This is a genomic window from Actinomyces sp. 432, from assembly GCF_009930875.1.
In the GTDB taxonomy this organism is placed as follows: domain Bacteria; phylum Actinomycetota; class Actinomycetes; order Actinomycetales; family Actinomycetaceae; genus Actinomyces.
On record NZ_CP025249.1, the window covers coordinates 657289 to 679213 of the forward strand.

General features: G+C 68.6%; 15 protein-coding genes and 3 pseudogenes. 7 read left to right on the forward strand and 11 right to left on the reverse strand.

The window, feature by feature from the left end; translation table 11 throughout:
• Nucleotides 1-22: 22 nt before the first annotated feature.
• The 3 genes and pseudogenes from CWT12_RS02665 to CWT12_RS02675 all read right to left on the reverse strand — a co-directional run bounded on the left by CWT12_RS02665 (nucleotide 23) and on the right by CWT12_RS02675 (nucleotide 3569).
• Nucleotides 23-1417 (reverse strand): sensor histidine kinase, encoded by a 1395-nt coding sequence (locus tag CWT12_RS02665; RefSeq protein WP_237564280.1) that lies wholly within the window; start codon nucleotides 1415-1417, stop codon nucleotides 23-25.
• 155 nt (nucleotides 1418-1572) lie between these two features.
• Nucleotides 1573-2550 carry an ABC transporter permease subunit gene (locus tag CWT12_RS02670; protein WP_161923600.1) on the reverse strand — a complete coding sequence of 326 codons (978 nt, stop codon included), beginning with the start codon at nucleotides 2548-2550 and terminating at the stop codon, nucleotides 1573-1575.
• Nucleotides 2551-2631: 81 nt separating this feature from the next.
• Nucleotides 2632-3569 (reverse strand): annotated as a pseudogene (locus CWT12_RS02675) (ABC transporter ATP-binding protein).
• Between the two features lie 322 nt (nucleotides 3570-3891).
• On the opposite strand from CWT12_RS02675, the gene CWT12_RS02680 reads away from it, so the two are divergent.
• Together CWT12_RS02680 and CWT12_RS02685 are read left to right on the forward strand one after the other, a co-directional pair.
• Entirely contained in the window at nucleotides 3892-4863 is a 972-nt protein-coding gene (locus CWT12_RS02680) for a Bax inhibitor-1/YccA family protein (protein WP_161923601.1), read from the forward strand.
• Between the two features lie 178 nt (nucleotides 4864-5041).
• Nucleotides 5042-5449, forward strand: a complete 408-nt coding sequence (locus CWT12_RS02685) for an FKBP-type peptidyl-prolyl cis-trans isomerase (protein WP_161923602.1) — start codon at nucleotides 5042-5044, stop codon at nucleotides 5447-5449.
• 329 nt (nucleotides 5450-5778) lie between these two features.
• Here CWT12_RS02685 and CWT12_RS02690 read toward each other — a convergent pair whose 3' ends face one another.
• Nucleotides 5779-7146, reverse strand: coding sequence for an amidase (locus CWT12_RS02690; protein ID WP_161923603.1), 1368 nt, complete (start codon nucleotides 7144-7146; stop codon nucleotides 5779-5781).
• Nucleotides 7147-7440: 294 nt separating this feature from the next.
• Here CWT12_RS02690 and ilvD point away from each other — a divergent pair, with 294 nt between their 5' ends.
• Nucleotides 7441-9336 (forward strand): dihydroxy-acid dehydratase, encoded by a 1896-nt coding sequence (gene ilvD, locus CWT12_RS02695; RefSeq protein ID WP_161923604.1) that lies wholly within the window; start codon nucleotides 7441-7443, stop codon nucleotides 9334-9336.
• A 72-nt stretch (nucleotides 9337-9408) separates the two neighbouring features.
• Here the strand turns inward: ilvD and CWT12_RS14300 are convergent, their stop codons facing one another.
• Together CWT12_RS14300 and ilvA are read right to left on the reverse strand one after the other, a co-directional pair.
• Nucleotides 9409-9534: a hypothetical protein gene (locus CWT12_RS14300; RefSeq protein WP_272927762.1), complete on the reverse strand. Its 126-nt coding sequence runs from the start codon at nucleotides 9532-9534 to the stop codon at nucleotides 9409-9411.
• Between the two features lie 706 nt (nucleotides 9535-10240).
• Nucleotides 10241-11815 carry a threonine ammonia-lyase, biosynthetic gene (gene ilvA, locus CWT12_RS02700; protein ID WP_161923605.1) on the reverse strand — a complete coding sequence of 525 codons (1575 nt, stop codon included), beginning with the start codon at nucleotides 11813-11815 and terminating at the stop codon, nucleotides 10241-10243.
• Nucleotides 11816-11980: 165 nt separating this feature from the next.
• Here ilvA and CWT12_RS02705 point away from each other — a divergent pair, with 165 nt between their 5' ends.
• A complete protein-coding gene (locus CWT12_RS02705) occupies nucleotides 11981-12538 on the forward strand; it encodes an NADPH-dependent FMN reductase (RefSeq protein ID WP_161923606.1) in 558 nt (185 codons plus the stop codon).
• Nucleotides 12539-12825: 287 nt separating this feature from the next.
• Here the strand turns inward: CWT12_RS02705 and CWT12_RS14630 are convergent.
• Together CWT12_RS14630 and CWT12_RS14635 are read right to left on the reverse strand one after the other, a co-directional pair.
• Nucleotides 12826-14133 (reverse strand): annotated as a pseudogene (locus CWT12_RS14630) (P-loop domain-containing protein); the annotation flags it as partial.
• A gap of 465 nt (nucleotides 14134-14598) precedes the next feature.
• Nucleotides 14599-15801 (reverse strand): annotated as a pseudogene (locus tag CWT12_RS14635) (ABC-ATPase domain-containing protein); the annotation flags it as partial.
• Between CWT12_RS14635 and CWT12_RS02715 the strand changes: the two are divergent.
• On the forward strand, nucleotides 15766-16485 hold the full coding sequence (locus CWT12_RS02715) for a LysE/ArgO family amino acid transporter (protein WP_161923607.1): 720 nt from the start codon (nucleotides 15766-15768) through the stop codon (nucleotides 16483-16485). The pseudogene CWT12_RS14635 and the gene CWT12_RS02715 sit on opposite strands and share 36 nt — an antisense overlap.
• Before the next feature lie 181 nt (nucleotides 16486-16666).
• Here CWT12_RS02715 and msrA read toward each other — a convergent pair whose 3' ends face one another.
• The 3 genes from msrA to trhA form a co-directional block, all read right to left on the reverse strand.
• Entirely contained in the window at nucleotides 16667-17410 is a 744-nt protein-coding gene (gene msrA / locus CWT12_RS02720; RefSeq protein WP_161923608.1) for a peptide-methionine (S)-S-oxide reductase MsrA, read from the reverse strand.
• 197 nt (nucleotides 17411-17607) lie between these two features.
• Nucleotides 17608-18102, reverse strand: a complete 495-nt coding sequence (locus tag CWT12_RS02725; protein WP_161923609.1) for a GreA/GreB family elongation factor — start codon at nucleotides 18100-18102, stop codon at nucleotides 17608-17610.
• Nucleotides 18103-18589: 487 nt separating this feature from the next.
• The gene (gene trhA, locus CWT12_RS02730) at nucleotides 18590-19291 is read right to left on the reverse strand and encodes a PAQR family membrane homeostasis protein TrhA (protein ID WP_161923610.1); all 702 of its coding nucleotides are present in this window, start codon (nucleotides 19289-19291) and stop codon (nucleotides 18590-18592) included.
• A gap of 184 nt (nucleotides 19292-19475) precedes the next feature.
• Here trhA and CWT12_RS02735 point away from each other — a divergent pair, with 184 nt between their 5' ends.
• Nucleotides 19476-20327: an undecaprenyl diphosphate synthase family protein gene (locus tag CWT12_RS02735; protein WP_161923611.1), complete on the forward strand. Its 852-nt coding sequence runs from the start codon at nucleotides 19476-19478 to the stop codon at nucleotides 20325-20327.
• 251 nt (nucleotides 20328-20578) lie between these two features.
• Nucleotides 20579-21916 carry a PhoH family protein gene (locus tag CWT12_RS02740; RefSeq protein ID WP_161923612.1) on the forward strand — a complete coding sequence of 446 codons (1338 nt, stop codon included), beginning with the start codon at nucleotides 20579-20581 and terminating at the stop codon, nucleotides 21914-21916.
• Nucleotides 21917-21925 lie beyond the last annotated feature (9 nt).

A 21925-nucleotide genomic window follows, 5' to 3' on the forward strand; every position in this document is an offset into this window, starting at 1 on the left:
GCTGCACGTTCCCGCATGCCGATCAGGCCCTTGCCGGACCCGTGCAGCGGCTTCGATCCGGGGCGGCGTCGTTGTCGATGGTCAGGACGGCCGTGCCCGCGTACCTGTCAACGGTGATGGCGACCTGGCGCGTAGTGGGGGCGTAGCGCAGCACATTGGTCAGCGCTTCCTGGGCGATGCGGAACAGTGTCAGCTGCAGGCCCTTGTCCGCGGGAAGCTGCCGCCCGGTCCACCGATAGGTCACGGGCACCCCGGCGGCACGGAAGCGCTCCACCAGCACCTCCAGGTCGGCCTGCTCGGGTGCGGGAGCGAGTGGCGTGTTCCCGCCGGACACATCCGCGTCAGCCGCGGTCGCCTGCCGGCGTAGGTCTGCGATCTCCTGGCTGGGTTCCACCGGGGCGACGGTTCCGGGCGGGGCGAATTCTGGAACCGGAAGGTCACGGATGGTTGCGCTCGCGGCGGCGGCGGTGACGGCGCCGTGCGGGTGTTGTGCCGTGGCGTCGGCGTCAACAGGCGCGGGCAGGCTCTTGCCGTTACCCGGGGACGACGTCGTATCCGGCGAGGTGGGGGAGAGGGCCGGGTCCTCGCGCAGAACGCCCACGAGCCGGCGCGTGTCAGCCAGGGCGGTGCGGCCGGTCTCGGCCAGGGTGGTGAGTGCTTCCCTGGCCATGGCGGGGTTGCGGTCGACGGCGGCGGCAGCGCCGTCGGCGAGGGTGATCATCACGGCCAGGGAGTGGGCGACTACGTCGTGCATCTCGCGGGCGATCCTGCTGCGCTCGTTGGCGGCGGCGAGGGCAGCCTCCTGCTCGCGGGCCAGCATCAGGCGCGCCGAGCGCGTCTCTGCCTCCCGCAACTGGGCCGCCTGGGCGCGGATCACGGTGCCCACGAGCACGCCGATGATATTGGTCAGCCCGTAGGGCATGATCAGCGCCCCGAGCGTGTCGATCGCGTATCCGCCGAGCAGCGCCTGGCCGATCACGGTGACGAAGGTGGAGACCACGCAGGCGGTCCACACCCAGGCCGAGCGGTAGCGCATGGCGAGCGTGGCCAGGGTGAACGGCACGCCCAGCAGGGTGAAGGCCCGCAGGGCGTCGGCTACGTAGCCGATCTCGACGATTCCCATATCGGCGAGGCCGAGCGCTATTACAGCTTCGTGCAGGATCGGCAGGAAGGTCAGCACCGCCCAGGTGGACACCAGGTGGCGACGGCGGAAGACCAGGGAGAGGGTGCAGATCAGGCATGCCGCCAGGGTGAGTGGCAGCCAGGAGCTCGCGGAGGGGATGCCGGCCTGGCGCAAAGGCCACAGGCCCATGAAGACGTTCAGTACCAGCACCACCGTGGCCATGGCGGCGTCGGCCAGGTAGGGATGAGCGGTCTGCCAGCGCAGCAGGTGAGCTGCGGTAGACGGCGTACTCATCACGTGGGCTCCCCTCTGCTCGACGGGCCAATTGTGCCCCGTGCCGGTGATGTAGGCGATGTATCGGTGAAGCGGTGCGTAGGCGGACTGGCGGCCGAGGGGTGGTGGCGCCGCCCGGGAGAACTGGGCTTCACCACCACCCCTCGGGGGCGCGCTCAGGCGTCGCGACGGGTGAATACCACCCAGCCGAGTGCGAGCGGAACGAGCGCCCAGGCGCCGAACACCAGCGCCGCCTGCCACTGCTGGAGGAAGTAGATGGAGCCTGCCGTGCCCCAGCTCACGATGTGGTGGAAGGGGTCGTAGACCGCCATGGCGGTCTGCAACGGCTCGAGCCCCTGCAAGGAGACGGCCCAGTCCCACTTGATGCTCATCGCCGAGAGCGGGATGTCGACGACGAACAGCAGCGTGATCGCCAGGGTGATCGCCCCGGCTGTTGAGCGCAGCAGGAAGCCCAGTCCCAGGGACATAAGCGCAATCCCGGTGAAGGACAGCCCGGTGCCCCACACGAATCCGAGGTACTCCGGGTCGGTCAGTGAGCCTCCGTGCCCGTCCATGAAGGGCGTGGACACCGCCCAGGTCAGCAGCGTGGACACTGCGCCGATGGCGAAGCTCAGTGCGCCCACCACGATGGCCTTGGCCACCAGCAGCCGCCAGCGGTGGGGTACGGCTGCGAGCGAGGAGCGGATCTGCCCGGAGGAGTACTCGCCGGTGATGATGAGCGCCCCGAGCACGGCTACAACGATTTGGCCGAACTGGTTGCCGGCGATCACCGCGTCGGCGGCGGAGTCCGCAGCCTCCGGGATGGAGGCGTAGGCAATGGAGATGGCTGTGCTGAACAGCACCGTGATGGCGACTGCGATCAGCGAGGTGATCCAGGTTGAGCGCAGGGAGGCGACCTTGATCCACTCGGCGTGTACCGCGCGCGCGAAGGTCTGGCCGTCGGCGAGCTCGGTGGGACGGGTGGATGCGGAGCGGTGGGGCGGGCCCGCCTCGGTGCGAGCGTCCTGCGTGCGGGTCCGCTTCCGGCCGCCTGATTCGGCGGCGGAGTCCGCGACGGCGCGTGAGTCGGCGGGGCCTGTGGATGCGGCGGATCCAGTTGTGCCGGTGGTGTCTGATAGGGCGGTGGTGGTCATGAGGCTGCTTTCGTGTATCGGAAGGCTTGCGGGATGCTCGGAAGGGACTGCCGTGCCCACGTGCAGGCCGCGGAGTCGTGTTCAGGCGCGGGCGCCGGCCGGGGCGGGCGCCTGCTCTGATCCGGTGGTGTATTCGACGTCGTTGCCGGTCAGCTCCAGGTAGGCGTCCTCCAGGGAGGCGCGCTGGGTGGCCAGCTCGTGCAGCACGATGCCGTGGGCTGCGGCTATCTCGCCGATGCGGGTGGCGGGGCCATCGTGGTGGTCAGCACTCCCGGCTCGGGGGTGGAGGTATCGATGCCGGCGGTGTTCAGCGCGGCCGCCAGGTCGGTGGCCTGTGGTGAGACCACCCGGACGACGTCACTGGTTGCGGAGGCGATTACCTCGCCGACGGGCCCGGAGCTGAGGATGCGGCCCCGGCCGATGACCAGCAGGTGATCGGCGGTCTGGGCCATCTCGCTCATCAGGTGGGAGGAGATGAATACGGTGCGGCCCTGCTCGGCGAGGTGGCGGCAGGTGTCACGCACCCATTTCACGCCCTCGGGGTCCAGGCCGTTGACAGGCTCGTCAAAGATCAGCACCTGCGGGTCGCCCAGGAGGGCCGCGGCAATGCCTAGGCGCTGGCCCATACCCAGGCTGAAGCCCTTGACCCGTTTCTTGGCCACCGGGGTCAGTCCGGTCAGTTCCAGCACCTCGTCCACGCGGCGGGTGGGGATGCCGTTGGAGACGGCGAGCTGAGTCAGGTGGGCGCGGGCAGAGCGGGAACCGTGCAGGCCCTTGGCATCCAGGAGCGCGCCGACCTGGCGCAGCGGGGCGGACAGCTCCTGGTAGGCGTGGCCGTTCACCTTCACCGACCCCTCGGTGGGCTTGTCCAGCCCCAGGATCAGGCGCATGGTGGTGGACTTGCCCGCCCCGTTGGGGCCCAGGAAGCCGGTTACGGTGCCTGGCTCAACGGTGAAGGAAATGTGGTCGACGGCGGTCTTGGAGCCGTAGCGCTTGGTGAGATCGACAGCTTCGATCAACAGGATCAACTCTTTCCGGGATTCTCGGTTGCGCGGCGGCTGTACCGGTGGGTACCGGTCGGCGCCCGAACAGCTCCAGGCTAGAATTGTCGCGCACGTTGTTTATCGGCCCGGTTGGGGAATCTGGGAGCCGCGGCAGTGGGCTTGGCGGAGGAGCTGCGGTCCTCCTGGAGGAGGAGTCGGCCTGAGCACACGCCGGGTGACGTGCATCCCCGGCTCTGCAGCAGCGCCGCCGTCGGACCCGTGCGGGCGGCAGCGGTGCCGGGGATGCGGCTGCAGAACACACAGGACATCTTCAGGAAGATCGGGGACAATACTGGCGATGAGCAACCCGTACTTCTCTCACAGCCCCGTTTTCAACGGGAGTGCCGCTACGGCGTCGGCCCCGCAGCGCACCCCCAACGGCTACCCGACCATGCCGGGATATCAGCCCGGTCAGGCTGACACGCAGGCCACCCAGGCCTACGGCCAGGCACCCGCCTACGGCTACCAGACCGGCGGCCAGTACGGCCAGGCGCCCGCTTACGGCGACGTTTCCCCGCAGCAGGTCTCCGACCTGGAGGCCCAGTACGGTGCGCCGTCGGCCACCAATGTGGACCGCGGCCGCATGACCTATGACGACGTCATCGTCCGTACCTTCGGCATCTTCGCAGTGATTCTCGCCGCCGGTGCCGTCAGCTGGATGCTGGCGGTCAACGAGGCCACCATGGGACTGGGCATGCTGGCACTGATCGTTGGGGCGATCGGAGCCCTCGCCCTGGGTCTGGTCAACTCCTTCAAGCGCGAGCCCAGCCCCGCGCTGATCCTGACTTACGCCGTATTCGAGGGCACCATGCTGGGGGCCTTCTCAGGCGTAATGGAGATGATCTACCCGGGCATTGTGATGCAGGCGGTGCTCGCCTCGGCGACGACCTTCGGCGTAGTCCTGCTGGCATACAAGTTCGCGGGCTTCCGCCTGAGCTCGCGGGCGCAGCGTATTCTGCTGACCGCCATGGGTGGCTACCTGGTCTTCAGCGTGGTGAACCTGGTGCTCAGTCTCACCGGCGTGGTGTCCGATCCGTGGGGTCTGCGCGGCGTCACGATCATGGGCCTACCACTGGGGCTGATCATCGGACTGGTCGCGGTGGTCATGGCGGCCTTCAGCCTGACCATGGACTTTGAATTCGTTCAGCGCGGTGTCGAGCAGGGTCTGCCGACGCGGTACGCCTGGGCCGGAGCCTTCGGCCTGGTTGTCACCCTGGTGTGGCTGTACGTTGAGTTCGTGCGCATCCTCGCCATTTTGCGCGACAACTGACGGTGCGCTCCCGAATCTGACACTGGACGCCAACAGCGGCGTCGGCGGTGCCCGCGGTCCGGTTTCCGGTTCCGCGGGCACCGCCGCGTCTTGTACGCGGCGGGTCCGCTCCCGGCGTTGCCCAGCCCGGGTGTGCGGCTTTGGCTGATTCGTCCTCTCCTGCCGTAGCCTGTCCCGCATGATCAACATCAACATGCCCACCGTTTCCGGCGCCAAGGGCGCTAAGCCCACCCTGACCTTTCCCGGGCCGGAGGCCCCCGAGGGTCTGCAGGTGCAGGTGCTTGACGCCGGCGACGGCGCCGTCATTGAGTCCGGCGACACCGTCGTGTGCCACTACCTGGGCCAGGTTTGGAACGGGCGCGTCTTTGACAACTCCTACGACCGCGGTCAGCCGCTCAACTTCCAGGTCGGCGTAGGCATGGTCATCCGCGGTTGGGACGACGGGCTGGTTGGCCAGCGCGTCGGCAGCCGGGTGATCCTGTCCATCCCCTCTGAGCTCGGCTACGGCTCGCGCGGGGTGCCGCAGGCCGGCATCAAGGGCGGCGACACCCTGGTGTTCGTCACCGAGATCCTCGGCACCATGTGACTCGGGCCTTCCCCAGTACGGGCGCCTCGCGAACGTCGCTGACGCTGGGCGCGCTCTGGCCCTCGGGACTTCCCCAGTACGGGCGCCTCGGACGCCGCATTGGCGGCCTCGGCACCATGTGACACGGGCCTTCGCCTCCCGGCATGAGGCACGGAACCGTGCACTGGTACGAGCTTTTGTCCCCCGACACGAACTTTTGCACCCTGGTGTGCGGCAAAAAGGCGTACACCAGGGTGCAAAAGCTCGTAGTAGAAGGCAAAGGGTCGTAGTAGGGGCGGGGCGCGGCTGGCGGGGACGAGGTGGCGTCCTCCGGAGTGAGTCTCCGTCGCCTAGTGGGTATGCAGTTGCGCCGCCACCGCCAGTAGCAGATCCTCTCGTCCCGCGCGGGCCACGAGCTGTGCACCTACGGGGAGGCCGTGTGAGAACCCCGCCGGCACCGATAATGCCGGATGTCCCGAGACGTTGAAGATCGCAGTGTTGGAGATCGTCGGCGTCGAAGCGAGCATCGCCGACAGCCAGCTTTTACCGTGCAAGTCGTGCGCGGCGCCGGGCAGGTCTAGCAGGGTGGGCAGTAGCAGCAGGTCTGCCCGCCCGAAGGCGGCCTCGACGCCGTCGTGCACGCGCTTGGCCTGACTCAGCGCCGCGCGCACCACCGGTTGTGGAATGAGCGCGCCCAGACGCGCCGAGGTCCTGGTGCGCGACTCCAGACGGTTCGGGTGCTCAACCTGCTGCGCCTCGACGTGCATGCCGGCGAAGTACAGCGTCAGGAACGGTGCGGTCGGTACCGGCCAGGCCACCCGAGCCGGGCGCACATCATGGCCCAAGCCCTGTAGGACGGCGCTGACGGAGCGCACGGACTGGGTGATGGCCGGCGTCGGGCGCGCACCCGGCATGACCGCATTGGATGCGGAGAGGATGCGTAGTTGAGGCGGTGGTGCGCTTACGGCGTCAATGAACCGCCGAGTAGGAGCGTCGAGCCGCCACCGATCCACCGGCTCATTACCGCTGACGACGTCCATGACCACGGCCAGGTCATGGGCAGTGCGGGTGATCGCGCCGAAGCTCGCCAGTCCGAACCAGTGCTCGTCCAGCGGTGCCGAACTGACCCTGCCGCGAGTCGGCTTCAGTCCCAGCACCCCGCAGGCCGAGGCCGGAATGCGTAGCGAGCCCCCGCCGTCGGCACCCATGGCTACCGGAACTGCGCCGGTGGCGACGGCGACCGCCGAGCCTGCCGAGGAGCCGCCGGGGGAGCGGGCAGGGTCCCAGGGGTTCAGACAGTCGCCGTGATACGCGGATTCTCCCACCGGGAACTGGCCGAACTCGGGCATGTTCGTGCGCCCGACGATGATGGCGCCCGCCTGCCGCAGCCGTCGGACGACGGCGCAGTCCGCCTGGGCGGGATTGCTATTGCCCCGGCCACCGACAGTGGTGACCTCCCCGGCGACGTCGTACTCCTCCTTGACCGCCACCGGTACTCCCGCTAGCGGTCCGGCTGCGCTCGGGCCGGCTGCCGCGATGCGCCGGTCGAGGACGTCGGCCTCCCGCAGGGCGGCTTCACGCCGCACCGCGGTGAAGGCATTGAGACCCGGGTCGAGTGCATCAATGCGTTCCAGCGCGGCCTGGATCGTGGCCCGTGCGGTGATGTGTCCGGCGCTGACGGCATGGGCGATGTCGACGGCGTTGCGCGGAATGGTCATGCGGCCTCCGTTGATCCGGTGCTCAAGAGTGTAGGGGGAGCGTTGTTTCGGCTCGGGCGGCTGGGGAGGGCATGTCGGCGGCGGGGCAGGAGATGGGAGGCGTGAGGGGCGTGTGTCGTAATTCGGCAGGTAGAGGCGAGGCTTTTCGCTCACCGGCGAGCGGAGGCGGCGTCGTCGGAACGTTGCAATGCCGCAGGAAACTTAAGGCTCAGTGAGTGAACGCACAGGGACTGTCGACGCCGCTGACACTACGCTGTGGCCATTCGAAAATCGTCCGCATCCCAGGAGACGCTCATGCCCCGCTATCGCAGCGCTACCTCCACCACTGGCCGCAACATGGCCGGCGCCCGCGCCCTGTGGCGCGCCACCGGTGTCAAGGACTCGGACTTCGGCAAACCGATTATCGCCATCGCCAACTCCTTCACCGAGTTCGTTCCCGGGCACGTGGGCCTGCGGGACGTCGGCCGGGTGGTCGCCGAGCAGATCGAGGCCGCCGGCGGCATTGCCAAGGAGTTCAACACGATCGCCGTCGATGACGGCATCGCCATGGGGCACGATGGCATGCTCTACTCCCTGCCCAGCCGCGAACTGATCGCCGACTCGGTGGAGTACATGGCGAACGCCCACTGCGCCGACGCCCTGGTGTGCATCTCCAACTGTGACAAGATCACCCCCGGCATGCTCATGGCCTCGATGCGCCTGAACATCCCCACCATCTTTGTTTCCGGTGGTCCGATGGAGTCCGGCAAGATGGTGGCCGCCGACGGCACCACCCGCAAGCTCGACCTGATCGACGCCATGATGGACGCCGCCGACCCTACCGTCCCCGATGAGACCATTTCCGCCATTGAGCGCCTGGCCTGCCCCACCTGCGGCTCCTGCTCCGGCATGTTCACTGCCAACTCCATGAACTGCCTGACTGAGGCCCTGGGCATGGCGCTGCCGACCAACGGATCGCTCCTGGCCACACACGCAGACCGCAAGGCCCTGTTCCAGGAGGCCGGCCGCCAGATCGTTCAGATCACCAAGGCCTACTACGAGGAGGACGACGCCTCCGTCCTGCCGCGCTCGATCGCCACCAAGGCCGCCTTCGAGAACGCCATGAGCCTGGACGTCGCCATGGGCGGGTCCACCAACACGGTGCTGCACCTGCTTGCTGCCGCCCAGGAGGCGGAGGTCGACTTCAAGATGGCCGACATCGACCGGCTGTCCCGCAAGGTTCCCCACCTGTGCAAGGTGGCTCCCTCCACCAACGTCTTCCACATGGAGGACGTCCACCGTGCCGGCGGCATCATGGGCATCCTTGGGGAGCTGGACCGCGGGGGGCTGCTCGACACCGCCACTCGTACCGTATTGCGCGGCACCCTGGCGGACGAGCTCGACCAGTACGATATCGGCCGCCCCGACGCCGACGGCCTGCGCGACCCGCAGGCAAGCCGGGTGGATGAGATGATCCGCACCCGCTACCTGGCCGCACCCGCGGGCGTGCGCACCACTGAGATGTTCTCCCAGTCCTCCCGCTGGGAGGCACTGGACACTGATCGTGAGAACGGTGCCATCCGCGATGTCGCCCACGCCTACTCCGCCGACGGCGGGCTGGCGGTGCTGTTCGGGAACATCGCCGAGAAGGGATGCATCGTCAAGACCGCCGGGGTGGATGCCTCGATCCTGACCTTCTCCGGGCCCGCCGTCGTCTTCGAGTCCCAGGATGAGGCGGTGGAGGGCATCCTCGGCGGCAAGGTGAAGGCAGGCGACGTGGTGATCATCTCCCACGAGGGGCCCCGCGGCGGCCCGGGCATGCAGGAGATGCTGTACCCGACCACCTACATCAAGTCCATGCACCTGGGTAAGGAGTGCGCGCTGCTAACCGACGGGCGCTTCTCCGGCGGTACCTCCGGACTGTCCATCGGGCACGTCTCCCCGGAGGCCGCCGCGGGCGGGCTCATTGGGCTGGTGCGCACCGGGGACCGCATCGTGATCGACATCCCGAACCGCTCCATCGAGCTGGATGTAGATGAGGGAGAGATCGCCCGGCGTCGCGCCGAGGAGGAGGCCCGCGGGCAGGACGCATGGACGCCGCACAAGCCGCGTCCCCGCCACGTGTCCAAGTCGCTGCGCGCCTACGGCATGCTCGCCACCAGCGCCGACCTCGGCGCCGTCCGTGACCTTAGCCGGATCCGCGTTCGCTGACGCCTGTCGCATTCGGAATTAACGCAGCTGAGCGGGTGTTCGCGTCCCGTCGTCGTCGGGGCGCGCACCCGCTCAGCGCGTGAGCGCCCAGCACGCGGTGGAGAGCACGCAGGCGACGAGCGCGGGAACGTACTTGCGCGGGTGGCGGATTACTTCGCGCTCGGACTTCCAATCGAGCAGCGGCCGGCGCCACTTCATCTGGATGGGATCTGGCACGTAGGTCGGCGCGGGGCTTGAAGGTTTGTGCCCTTGGCCGACGGTTCGGGCACTGCGAGGTGCGTACCGTTGCAGGAAAGCACTAATCGTTGAACTGAAGAGACGTAGGGTCGCGTGAAGGATGGAATCGTCTGCACGAGGAGGAACCGTCAGGCGAGCGTCCTAGCCTTCCCAAAGGAACCGCAGCATTCCACCGGGATCCGCCGTGGTCCCCCAGACTCGCGGCGATCAATCGCACCCATCGTGCCCGCCAGAGCCCTCCCGCCGGGACATCAACAGCAACCGACACCAGGGGTTCACTGGTACACCACCACACCCGCGAACGCGACGAGACTTTGATCCCCGACTGGCTTGTGCTTCGCAAGATGACCGTCATGTCGATTTACGACCTTGGGGTGCGATTCGTGACCACCCTGTGGTCGTAAACCACACGCCAAGGTCGGAAACCAGTGCTTCGTGCGCGCGGATACGGTCACTCGAAATGACGACGAGAAGACCGTCCTCGACCGCGGCAGGCAGCGTTCAGGTGCGGGAGGCTGTGCGTTGGTGCGGGAGAGGCCATTGCTGGACCTACCAACACACACTGCCAACTACCCCCAAACACGGAGAGCCTGTTTAGGCGGCGACCGACCTCGGCACGTAAGGTCTACCGACCTCGGTGAAGGGGTGGGGGAGTGGCTTGGCGGATTCAGCGGGCCAGGAAGAAGCGTGCGGAGGGGTCGTCCGTCTCCTCCTGGTAGGCGTAGCCGAGTCGGTCCATGTGTTCGGTCAGCTCGGCGTCGTCCGGGCCGGCCTCGAAGGCGGTCAGAATGCGTCCGTAGTCGGCACCGTCGGTGCGGTAATGGAACAGGGTGATGTTCCAGCGGGTCCCTAGGATCTCCAGGAACCGGGTCAGTGCCCCGGGGGACTCGGGGAACTCGAAGCTGAACAGCCGCTCCACCAGGCCCTCGGGGGCGCGCCCGCCGATCATGGAGCGCACATGCACCTTGGCGAGCTCGTCCTCGGTCAGGTCCACCACGCCGTAGCCGGCGGCTTCCAGGTCGGCGACGATCTCGCGGCGCTCCTCCCGTCCGCGAGTGAGCCGCACACCCACAAAGATTCGGGCCGGTGCGCCCGCGGGCGCCGAGGCGGAGACCCGGTAGTTGAATTCGGTGACCGCCCGGCCGCCCAGTACGGAGGCGAAACGCAGGAACTCTCCCTGCACCTCTGGGATGGTCACGCCCAGGATCGCCTCGCGCTGCTCGCCGATCTCGGCTCGCTCGGAGATGTAACGCAGCTGGTGGAAGTTCAGATTCGCCCCTGACAGCACGCAGGCCAGTCGCTCTCCGGACAGATCGTGCGCTGCCACGTACTGCTTCAACCCCGCCAGGGCAACGGCGCCGCTCGGCTCCGGCACGGCGCGCAGGTCCTCGAACAGGTCGCGCACGGCGGCGGAGACCTCGTCGGAGGAGACGGTGACGACGTCGTCGAGCAGCTGCGCACACAGGCGGAAGGTCTCATCCCCGATGCGGCGCACTGCCACCCCCTCGGCGAACAGGCCGACGTGCTCCAGCGTGACCGGCTCCCCGGCGGTAAGGGCGGCGCTCAGACAGGCCGACTCCTCGTGCTCGACGCCGATGACCTGAACCTGCGGCATCAGCTGCTTGATCAGTACAGCGATGCCGGAGATCAGGCCGCCGCCGCCCACAGGCACGAACACGCGATCCAGATTGGCGTCCTGCTGGATCATCTCCAATCCGATAGTGCCCTGGCCGGCGATCACCCGCGGATCGTCGAAGGGGGCGATGTATGTCAGCCCGTCGGCCTCGGCCAGGCGGAGGGCCTCGGCCTTAGCAGCGTCGAAGTTGTCGCCGGCCAGAAGCACCTCGCCCCCCAGGGCGCGTACGGCGTCGACCTTGATGCGGGGCGTGACGGTCGGCATGACAATCAGCGCGTGCACACCCAGCAGGGCGGACGAGCGGGCTACTCCCTGCGCATGGTTGCCGGCGGAAGCGGTGACCACGCCGCGTTCGCGCTCGGCGTCGGACAGGGAGCGCATGGCGTTGTAGGCGCCACGGATCTTGAAGGAGTGGACCGCTTGCAGGTCCTCTCGCTTGGCCTCGACCGTGTTGCCCAGGCGGGCGGACAGGGCGGGCATGATTTGCAGGGGGGTGTGCTCGGCGGCCTCGTAGACAGGGGCGCGCAGGATCTCCCGCAGGTAGCGGGCGCCCTCCCAGGGGGAGTCGTGGACCGCGTGGTTTCCGTTGCTTCCAGCATCGCTCACGATCTCAGCCTAACCGGGGCTGCTTCCCGGGCTCACGCGGTATTTCAGAGGTGGCGACAATGAGTATGGGCAAGATCATAAAATGCACTATAGGTTGACTGGGACCTATGGCCTACAGTCTGGCCTGTTCGTTTTGCTTCCAACTGTGCTTTCAAGGAGCGCAACATGACCAAGATCGCCGTAATCACCGGATCTGTCCGCCCCAACTCCATAGGCGGGCCGGTCGCCCAGTGGGTTGCCGACAAGGCCAACACCGTTGACGGCGTGCAGGCCGAGGTCCTCGAACTCGGCTCATTCGACCTGCCGGTCTTCGCCGAGGAGCTTCCCCCGATGAACGCCCCCGCCAAGGACCCGGCCGCGGTGAAGTGGAACGAGGCCCTGGCTGCGTACGACGCCTACATCTTCGTCACCCCGGAGTACAACCACTCCGTTCCGGGCGCGCTGAAGAACGCGATCGACTTCATCACCCCGTCCGTGCTGGCCAACAAGGCCGTCGGCCTGGTCGGCTACTCCTTCTCCGCCGGGCACCGCCCGATCGAGGCCCTGCGCCTGATCCTGTCGAACTTCACTACCGGCGTGGTGGGCGCCCAGGTCAACCTGCACCTGGCCACCGACTTCGAGAACATGAGCGTCTTCGCACCCGCCGCCTACCACGACGCGGAGGTCCCCGCGATGGTCCAGGCCATCGTCGCCCAGGATCGGGCCCTGGCCGCGCTGCGCTGAGGCCGGCAGGGCGTGCGGGCCGGTTGTGTGCCGCACGCTTACGCACTTCGAGCCCAGTCACGCCGACTGTCACTAATCGCTGCAATAGCAGCAGAAAATAGAGATTCGCCGGCACTGGTCAGCGAAGAGATAGGGGCTTCCAGCGTGCGCCGCAGCCTCGGCCGCACGCTGGAAGCCCCTTATCCATTTCGAGACAATCAGCTAAACCGCTTGATTACGCGGTTCTCTCTGAGCCCACTCGAACGTTAGCGTGCGGTGCGACGTCACCTGACGCCGCGCCGCACACCTCAGGCCAGCTTGAGCCTCCGGTAGCGGTTCACCGCGGCTGCCACGTCCACCATGCGTGGGCGCACTAGGAAGGCAGGGCGGCGGTCCAGGGCGTCCAGGCCCTCGTCATCCAGCAGGGCGTCCAGGTCCTCCAGGCACTGCGCCAGCGTCGACTCCCCGTCGAAGCGCTGCTCCAGCAGTGCCCGCAGGGCGTAGGCCACCGCCTCCGCTTGGCCGGACTCGACGACACCCGCCACATCGGAGATGTCGATGTCCTCGCGGTCCAGCGTGAGCGAGTCGGTGCCGCGTGAGCGGGTGCGCACCGGGCCGCGCTGGGTGCGCTGCGAGGGCAGTGGCACCCGCGGCGTCTGCATGGGGAAGTCCACCAGTGCCGTCGTCTCCCGCGGCTGCGCCGCGGTGACCTCGGCTGCGCGCTCGGTGGCGTCGTGCAGCACGTAGGAATCCAGCAGCAGCACCCGGTCGGCCACGTCCAGGTAGTCCCCTGAGCCGCCCATGACCAGCACTGTGGAAACGCCCGCCTCGGCCAGCGCCCCCACCCGGTCCACGAAGGGGGTGATCGGCTCCTGGTCGTCGGACACTAGCGTGCGCATGCGGGCGTCACGGATCAGCAGGTTGGTGGCGGAGGTGTCCTCATCCAGCAGCAACGCGGAGGTCCCCGCCTCGATCGACTCCACGATCGAGGCAGCCTGGGACGTCGAGCCCGAGGCGTTGGTGGTGGTGAAGGAGGCGGTGTCGCGGTCTCCGGGCAGGTGGGAGATGAAGGGCGTCAGGTCCACGCCGGTCACTGCCCGCCCGTCGGCGGCCCGCACCTTGACGGCGTCTGGGACCGTGGCCACCAGCTCGCGGCCGTCGCCCGGAACGTGCGGGTAGACGCCGCGCTCGATCGCGCTCAGCAGCGTGGACTTGCCGTGGTAGCCACCGCCGACCACGAGCGTGACCCCGGAGCCGATCGCGGTGCCGCGTACCTCACCGGCATGCGGCAGGGTCACGGTTGCGGCCAGTGAATCGGGGGCGGTCAGTGCGATGGCGCCCTCCTCCATGGGGGCGTCGCTGACGCCGGAGCGGCGCGGCAGGACTGAGCCGTCGGCGAGGAATGCCACCCAGCCGTTGTCGAGCACCGCCTGGGTCAGGGCCCGGTGGTCCTCCAGGGCGGCAATGTGCTCCAGCAGGCGCTCGCCCCGCTCGCCGGTCAGGTCCAGGGCGGCGTTGATCTCACGGGTCAGGTCGTGGCTGAAGATGTTGGCCGCCTCCCGCCCACGGATGGAGCGGCCACGGGCAGGCAGCGCCACTCGGGCGCGAATCTCAATGACGACGCCGGAGCCCGCAGGGGCCTCGCGCTTACCGGTGCTTTGCGCGGCGTCGGCGTCCGCATCGGCTTCGGTGTCAAAGTCCGTGGCGGCACTGGCGGAGGGAGCTGATTCCTCGGGCGCCTCCCCCTCGTCGGTGGGGGAGCCGGGCTCCTGCGCCGTGTCGCCTTCCCCGGTGAGGTCGGTCGGCTCAGTGGAGCCGATGGCGGCGGCGAACGCGTCAGCTGCGGAGCCGTCCACCGCTTCATCAAGGTCGGTGCCTGCCGACTCGGAGGATGCGGTGGCGGGAGCGGCGTCCTCGCCGGTGCTCGCATCGGCGTCCTCATCGCTTTCGGTCAGCACAGTGAAGAGGTCCAGGACCTCGTCGCTCTGCTGGTCCGTGGTAGGCGATGCGTCGGTGGCCGCACCGTCCGTCGCGGGCGCGTCGGCGTGGTCATCGGCGTCGGCAGGGGCGGAGACGATTACGGAGCAGCGCTCGAGGATCTCCTGCCCGGGCGAGGCGATCGACAGGTTGGTGCCGCGGAAGCCCCGGTGCAGCTCGCGGGTCAGGAAGTCGCCGACAGCGATGCGCCGGTCGCGAGTGGAGGTCAGGTCCGCATCCTGCAGCAGTTTCAGGCCGGGCAGATCGGCCGGAGCCTGGATGCGGATCCGTGTGGGCGGGGCGTATGGGTCCGGCTGAACGTAGTCCACGTGCAGCATCCAGCCCTCGGAGGCACGGTAGTGGCCGACGGTGTCGCGGTAGGCGCCGTAGGGGCGGTTGTCCAGCACGTGCAGGTAATCCACCAGGTCGCTGAGCGTTCCCGTGCGCGGACCCTTGTCGTGACGGCGGCCCTCGTGCCGGTAGTCGCGGCCCCGGCCGTCGCGGTCGTATCCCCGGTCGCGGCGGTCCTGGTTGTAGCCGCGGTCCTGGTTGTAGCCGCGGTCGTAGCGTCCCTCCCGGTCACCCTCGCGGCGGTCGCCGTAGCCGCGGTTGTTGTCCCGTTCGTAGCCCCGGTTGCCGCGATCGTAGCCACCGCGGCCGTAGCCGCCGCGACGGTCGCTGAAGTCGCGGTCGCGGCCATAGCCCCGGCCACCCCGGTCGTATCCCTGGTCGCGGCGGTCCCGGTCGTAGCTGCGGTCCTGGTTGTAGCCGCGGTCGTAGCGTCCCTCCCGGTCACCCTCGCGGCGGTCGCCGTAGCCGCGGTTGTTGTCCCGTTCGTACCCTCGGTTGCCGCGGTTGTAGCCGCCGCGGCGGTCGCTGAAGTCGCGGTCGCGGCCATATCCCCGGCCACCGCGGTCGTAGCCGCGCCCGCCGTCGTCCCGGTAGCCGCCGCGGTCGTTCCGCTCGCCCCGGTCGTATCCCCTGTCATATCGGTCGTATCGGTCGCGACGGTTGCCGCGATCACCGTAGCCGCGGCCGTCTGTGAAGTCACTGCGTTCAGTCATGCCCTGATATTGGCACATTTCCGGCGTAACACCTGACGCGCGTGCCGATGACGGCGGGTCGTGCCCGCCGGGCGCGGGTGGCGCGATGAGCCCTGCGCAGTGCCTGCGGGTGCACCGGGCGGCCGGAGGGAGCCGCGCAGTCTCGCGCCGGTGCTTTCGGCGTCCGCCCGTCTTACGGGCTGACGCCATACCCCATAGGGTCGACCCATGACGATTCTGCTCGCGCCGTCGACGTCCCCACATGCCCTGGCGGCTGCGGGGGCGGCATCAGCGGCCCCCGCAGCCGCGGGCCTGATTACTGCCTCGCTGGCGGTCTGCGGCTCCTGGTCCGGCTTCGCGCCTGCCATCACCGGCTTCGCCACCGGGCTGGGGCTGATCGTGGCCATTGGCGCGCAGAACGCCTGGGTGCTGCGGCAGGGCGTGCGGCGCGAGCACATCGGGCTGGTGATCGCCATCTGCGCCCTCAGCGACTTGGCGCTCATCGCCGTCGGCACCGGCGGAATCGGCGTGGTTGCGCGCCTGGCGCCGTGGGTGCTGGAACTGCTGCGCTGGGGCGGTGTGCTGTACCTGATCGGCTTTGCGGTCTCCAGCTTCCGGTCGGCCATGCGTCCTGGTGCGCTTGAGCAGGAGCAGGCGCGCCCGGCGTCGTCGGTCGTGCTGACCACGTTGGCGCTGACCTGGCTGAACCCGCACGTCTACCTTGATACCGTGCTCATGCTCGGCATGGTGACCAACGGTTTCGGGCAGGCGCGGTGGTTGGCCGCCGCCGGCGCCGGGACGGCGTCGATCCTGTGGTTCACGGCGCTGGGCCTGGGGGCGCGCGCCCTGTCCGGGCCGCTGTCCAGCCCGCGCACCTGGCGGGTGGTGGATGTGCTGGTCGGCCTGGTCATGCTGGGGGTGGCGCTGAACCTGGCGCTGGGCTCTTGACCCGGGTCGTATCCCCTCCCGCCGTGCTCGCGCCTCTCCTCCCCCTCACGCCGAGACCGGCACTAGTGACGCACCCAGACCGGCACTAGTGACGCACCCGTACGGGTAGGCCACGGGCCGGCCGGAGACCTCTAGCGCCTCCGGCCGGCCCGCGCCGACTATGTGCGACCTACTTGAGCACTTACACCGTCTCCGGCGGCAGCACGTCCGTCTGCGCGGGCACGTTCGCGATCCCCACCGGGCAGGTGATGCCGTTGGGGCCATGGTTGCAATAGCCGTTCGGGTTCTTGTCCAGGTAGCCCTGGTGGTAGTCCTCGGCCAGGTAGAACGGCCCGCCGAACTCGTCATACAGCTCCGTGGCCGGGGCGATAGTGGTCACGCAGGTGCCGCGTCCGAGGCGGGTCAGCTCGCCCTGGAAGGCAGTGCGGATTGCCAGCGCGGCGTTGGCCTGCGCCGCCGTCGTGGTCCATACCGCTGAGCGGTACTGGGTGCCGATGTCATTGCCGTGCCGGTTCAGCTGCGTGGAGTCGTGGTTCTCCCAGAAGGTGCGCAACAGGCTCTCCCCGCCCTCGCCGCACACGGCCGGATCGTAGGCCACGCGCACCGTCTCGGCATGACCGGTGGCGCCGGTACAAACCTCCTGGTACGTGGCGTTCGGGGTGGTGCCGCCCATGTAGCCCACGGCGGTGGCCACCACGCCGGGCTGGCGCCACAGGAAGCGCTCCACACCCCAGAAACAGCCGCCCGCCAGGTAGAGCACCTGGGTGCCTTCGGGCCAAGGGCCGTCCAGGGGTGTGCCCAGGACGACGTGCTCGCCTGGGAGTGGCAGAAGCGAGGCTTCGCGTCCAGGAAGCACGGCATTACGGGCCGGGCGGGGCCGCGCCGCCGAGCCGGTAGCTGGAGTGGACTGCGTAGATGCTGTCATGGGGGCGACCGTACTCGCGGGAGCCGAACAGGTTAAGGGCCAATCATGGGAGTACGCCGGGGGCATATGAGCGGGAGCCACGGAATAGGGCGGATGCGGCACGGGAGGCGCGACGGTCGGGTGGGTCCAGGTAATGAGCGTCCCGCTCCAGTCACGGGTGACAGGAGCGGGACGTGAGGGTGATACGCTGCGGCCAGTCAGAGCGCCTTGACGTCGACGATCTCCGCGGTGATCTCCCTGCCGTTGGGCGCGTTGTAGCTGACCGTGTCGCCGGCGCGGTGGCCCATGAGGGCGCGGCCCAGGGGGGCGTCGGGGGAGAAGACCTTGACGCCCTCGGGAACGTCCTCGGTGATCTCCTGGCCGCCCAGGGCGAAGGTCTGCTCGCGGCCGGCCACCTTCGCGGTGACGATTGTGCCCGCGGTTACGGAGCCGTCGAAGGCGGCTGCGCCGACCTGCGCGTGCTCCAACATCTCGGTGAGCGTGACAATACGGGCCTCATTGAGTGAGGCCTCCTCGCGAGCCGCGTGGTAGCCGGCATTCTCGCGCAGATCGCCCTCCTGGCGGGCGGCCTCCACGCGCTGGGCGATCGCCTTGCGCTCAACGCTCTTGCGGCGTTCAAGCTCCTCGGTGAGTCGGTCATACGCCTCCTGGGTGAGCCAGGTGCCCTGCGGTTCGGTGGTCTCGTCGGCCATGGTCCCTCCTTGAGAACGGCGGAAATGATGCTCAGGGGCTGTTCGGGTATAAGGCGCAAGTCTATACGTTCCTGCCGGATCGTGCTGCAAGGGTGACCAGGGCGCCAGGCGGGCTCGGGCTGCTTTGCCCGATCCGGGGTGGCTCGCGGAGCAGGCGGAGCTGGCTGCGCAGGGGCAAAGTGTCCATTCTTCGCCACTTTGACTCCGGCGGTGCCGTTAGCGCCTGCGGGAAACCGGTTCTGACCTGCGGAAATGTGGTAGCAAGTGCCTTCGGGGGTGGGTACGCGACCGCAAAGTGGCGAGAGATGGACACTTTTTCTGTGGTTCGGCTCGGCAGTGCGGTAGCGTCGACGGCCAAGAGTCGTGCGCCTTCGCCAGTTCGCCCGCTGGCCGAGTTGCGCGGATCATGCAGCCAAGAGCACTTTCGACGGTTCGCGTACTCGGGGTGGCCGCGTCGCGATAGGGAGCGGCCGCCCTGGGCAGGACCTCAGCGGCCCAGCACCGCCAGATAGCAGGCCACGCAGTGGCAGGCCCACGCGGCCACCGTGCAGGCGTGGAAGATCTCGTGGAAGCCGAACCAGCGGGGGAAGGGATCGGGCCGCTTGCGGGCGTAGATGACGCCGCCCACCGTGTAGACGAGGCCGCCGGCCACCAGCAGCCAGAAGATCGCCGGACCGCCCGTGACCCAGAACTGGGGCAAGAACCACAGTGCCACCCAGCCGAGCAGGATATAGAACAGGGTCGAAAGCCAGCGCGGCGCCGTTGGCCACAGCAGTGTGGTCAGGATGCCGAGTACGGCCCCGCCCCACACGATTCCCAAGACCAGGCGCGCGGTTCCGGCATCGAGCAGGGCTACGGACAGCGGTGTGTACGTGCCTGCGATCAGCAGGTAGATGTTGGCATGGTCGAATCGCTGCAGAACGGTGGAAACCGTCCGGGGGAAGTGTCCGTTGGAGATGTGGTAGACGCCCGAGTTGGCGAACAGCAGCAGGGAGCAGGCCAGGTAGGCGGCGCATGCCCACTTCAGTCCTGCGCCCGGCGCCAGCGCTGTCAGCACGATGCAGGCCGCCAGCGCCAGCGGCGCGGTGCAGGCATGGATCCAGCCGCGCAGCTTGGGTTTGACGGCGCGGGCGAGGTCGCTGGCGGCGCTGACTGCGGCCGCGCCACGCGACTGGATGGTGGTGCGCATCAACGGAACTCCTCACGGGCGGTGGCTCAACAACAACTTACGCTACCGTAGGTTACGCTGCCGTAGGTTACCTGGAAAGGTGGGCTGTGGCTCAGTCTCGCGCTACCCTCGGACCTGGGCGCGCCCGCCGACCCTGGCGCGGTGGCGTCATGGCCAACCGGCGCGCACAGGAAAGAGACGAGTGATGGCGGGCGACAACCTCCTCTACAACCTCTATGAGCGCCGCCTGGTCGCCCAGGTCAAGCCTGATCGTGTGCCCCAGCACGTGGGCGTCATCCTCGACGGCAACCGGCGCTGGGCCCGGGCCATGGGCATCGGCACCGCCCAGGGGCACAAGCGCGGCGCAGACAAGATCGAGGAGTTCCTCGGCTGGGCGGAGGATGCCGGTGTTGGGGTGGTCACCCTGTGGCTGCTGAGCACGGACAACCTCTCCCGCGACCCCGCGGAGCTCTCCCCGCTGCTGGACATAATCGTCTACGCCGTCGACGAGCTGGCCGCCGCCGGCCGCTGGCGGCTGCGCCTGGTCGGGGCGGTAGACCTGCTGCCCGCGCCGGTGGCCGACCGCTTGCGTGCCGCTGTCGCCTCCACCGCCCGCAGTGGCAAGGGCGGCGGTCAGGACTCCGGTGCCCGGAATGGCGGTGACTCCGCGACCGCGGCGGAGGCTATGACGCCCGCCGACGACGCGGATGCGCGCATGCAGGTAAACGTCGCCGTCGGCTACGGAGGACGCCAGGAGATCGCCGACGCCGTCCGCGACCTACTGCGGGAGCGTGCCGCCGCAGGCGCTACCCTGGAGGAGGTTGCGGGCTCCCTGTCCGAGGAGGACATCACTGCGCACCTGTACACCAAGGGGCAGCCTGATCCGGAACTCGTCATCCGCACCTCGGGGGAGCAGCGCCTTTCCGGCTTCCTGCTTTGGCAGTCGGTTCACTCCGAGTACTACTTCTGCGAGGTCTACTGGCCGGCCTTCCGGCGTATCGACTTCCTGCGGGCGCTGCGCGACTACGGCCAGCGCGAGCGCCGCCTGGGCAGGTAGCCCGGGGAAGGGGCGGGCGCGCGACCGTCCGGGTGAGTTGCCGCGGGTGTTGTTGGTGCCGTCAAGGCAGCGCCTGCTTAGCGGGGGCTGGCTGTACCCGCCTATGGTCGACGCCGAGCACGTCCTCGATCCCTTCTGCACACAAGCGAGTATGGTGAGCAGTATCACAGACGCGCTGTTTCTGGGCGTCCGGCGCTGCTCGCCGAGAACAGATGGAGACGGCACAGGCGGAGATACAGCTGGAGGCGACCATGCGAACCTACGTCCTGGACACTTCGGTCCTGCTTGCCGACCCGCGCGCCCTGCTGCGCTTCGACGAGCACGCCGTGGTGCTGCCGGTCGTGGTGGTTACGGAACTGGAGGGAAAGCGGCACCATCCCGAGCTCGGCTACTTCGCCCGCTCAGCGCTGCGCCTGCTCGATGGCCTGCGTGAGCAGCACGGTCGGCTGGACCGTCCCATCCCGGTCGGTGACCGCGGCGGTACGGTGAGGGTAGAGCTCAATGGTGCTGACGATCACGTGCTGCCCGCCGCCATGCGCCTGGGCGACAACGACTCCCGCATCCTGTCGGTGGCGGTAACGCTGGCACGCCGCGCCCACCAGGGCGCCGGCGCGGACGACGGAGAGGTGGTCGTCGTCTCCAAGGACTTGCCGATGCGCATTAAGGCCGCCGCCGTGGGGCTGACCGCGGAGGAGTACCGGGCTGAGCTTGCCAGCGAAGACATTTACTCCGGCATGACCGCAGTGGCTGTCACCGACGAGGAGATCTCCCGGCTATGGGGCGACGGCGTCCTGGACCTGTCCGGGCTGGCGGATGAGGAGGCGGCCGACGACCTGGCGGCCCAGCCCACCCACACCGGCGTGGTGGTTAGCTCCCCGCGTGGCTCGGCCCTGGCGACCGTTGTGGGTGGAGCCTTGCACCTGGTGGACGCTTCCCGCGAGGTCTTCGGTGTGCGTGGGCGCAGCGCCGAGCAGCGCATCGCCATCGATCACCTGCTCAACCCTGACATCGGCATCGTCTCGCTCGGTGGGCGCGCCGGCACCGGCAAGTCGGCCCTGGCGCTTAGCGCCGGGCTGGACGCCGTCGTCAACCGGGGCGAGCACCGCAAGGTCATGGTGTTCCGGCCGCTGTACGCGGTGGGGGGACAGAGTCTCGGATTCCTGCCCGGCGACTCCGCGGAGAAGATGTCGCCCTGGGGGGATGCGGTTTTCGACACCCTCAGCTCGGTGGTGCCCACGGACCGGATCGATCGGATCGTCGCCGCCGGGCAGCTGGAGGTGCTGCCGCTTACGCACGTGCGCGGCCGCTCCCTGCATGATGCCTTCGTGATCGTGGATGAGGCCCAGTCGCTGGAGCGCAATGTGCTGCTGACGGTGCTGTCCCGGATCGGCCAGAACTCCAAGGTGGTACTGACTCACGACGTCGCCCAGCGGGACAATCTGCGGGTGGGCCGCTGGGACGGCGTGGTCAGCGTGGTGGAGTCCCTGAAGGATCGGGACCTGTTCGCGCATGTGGACCTGGTACGCACCGAGCGCAGCGATATCGCCGAGCTGGTCACGCGCATGCTCGACGAGGTGCCGCTGTACTAACGCGTGCCC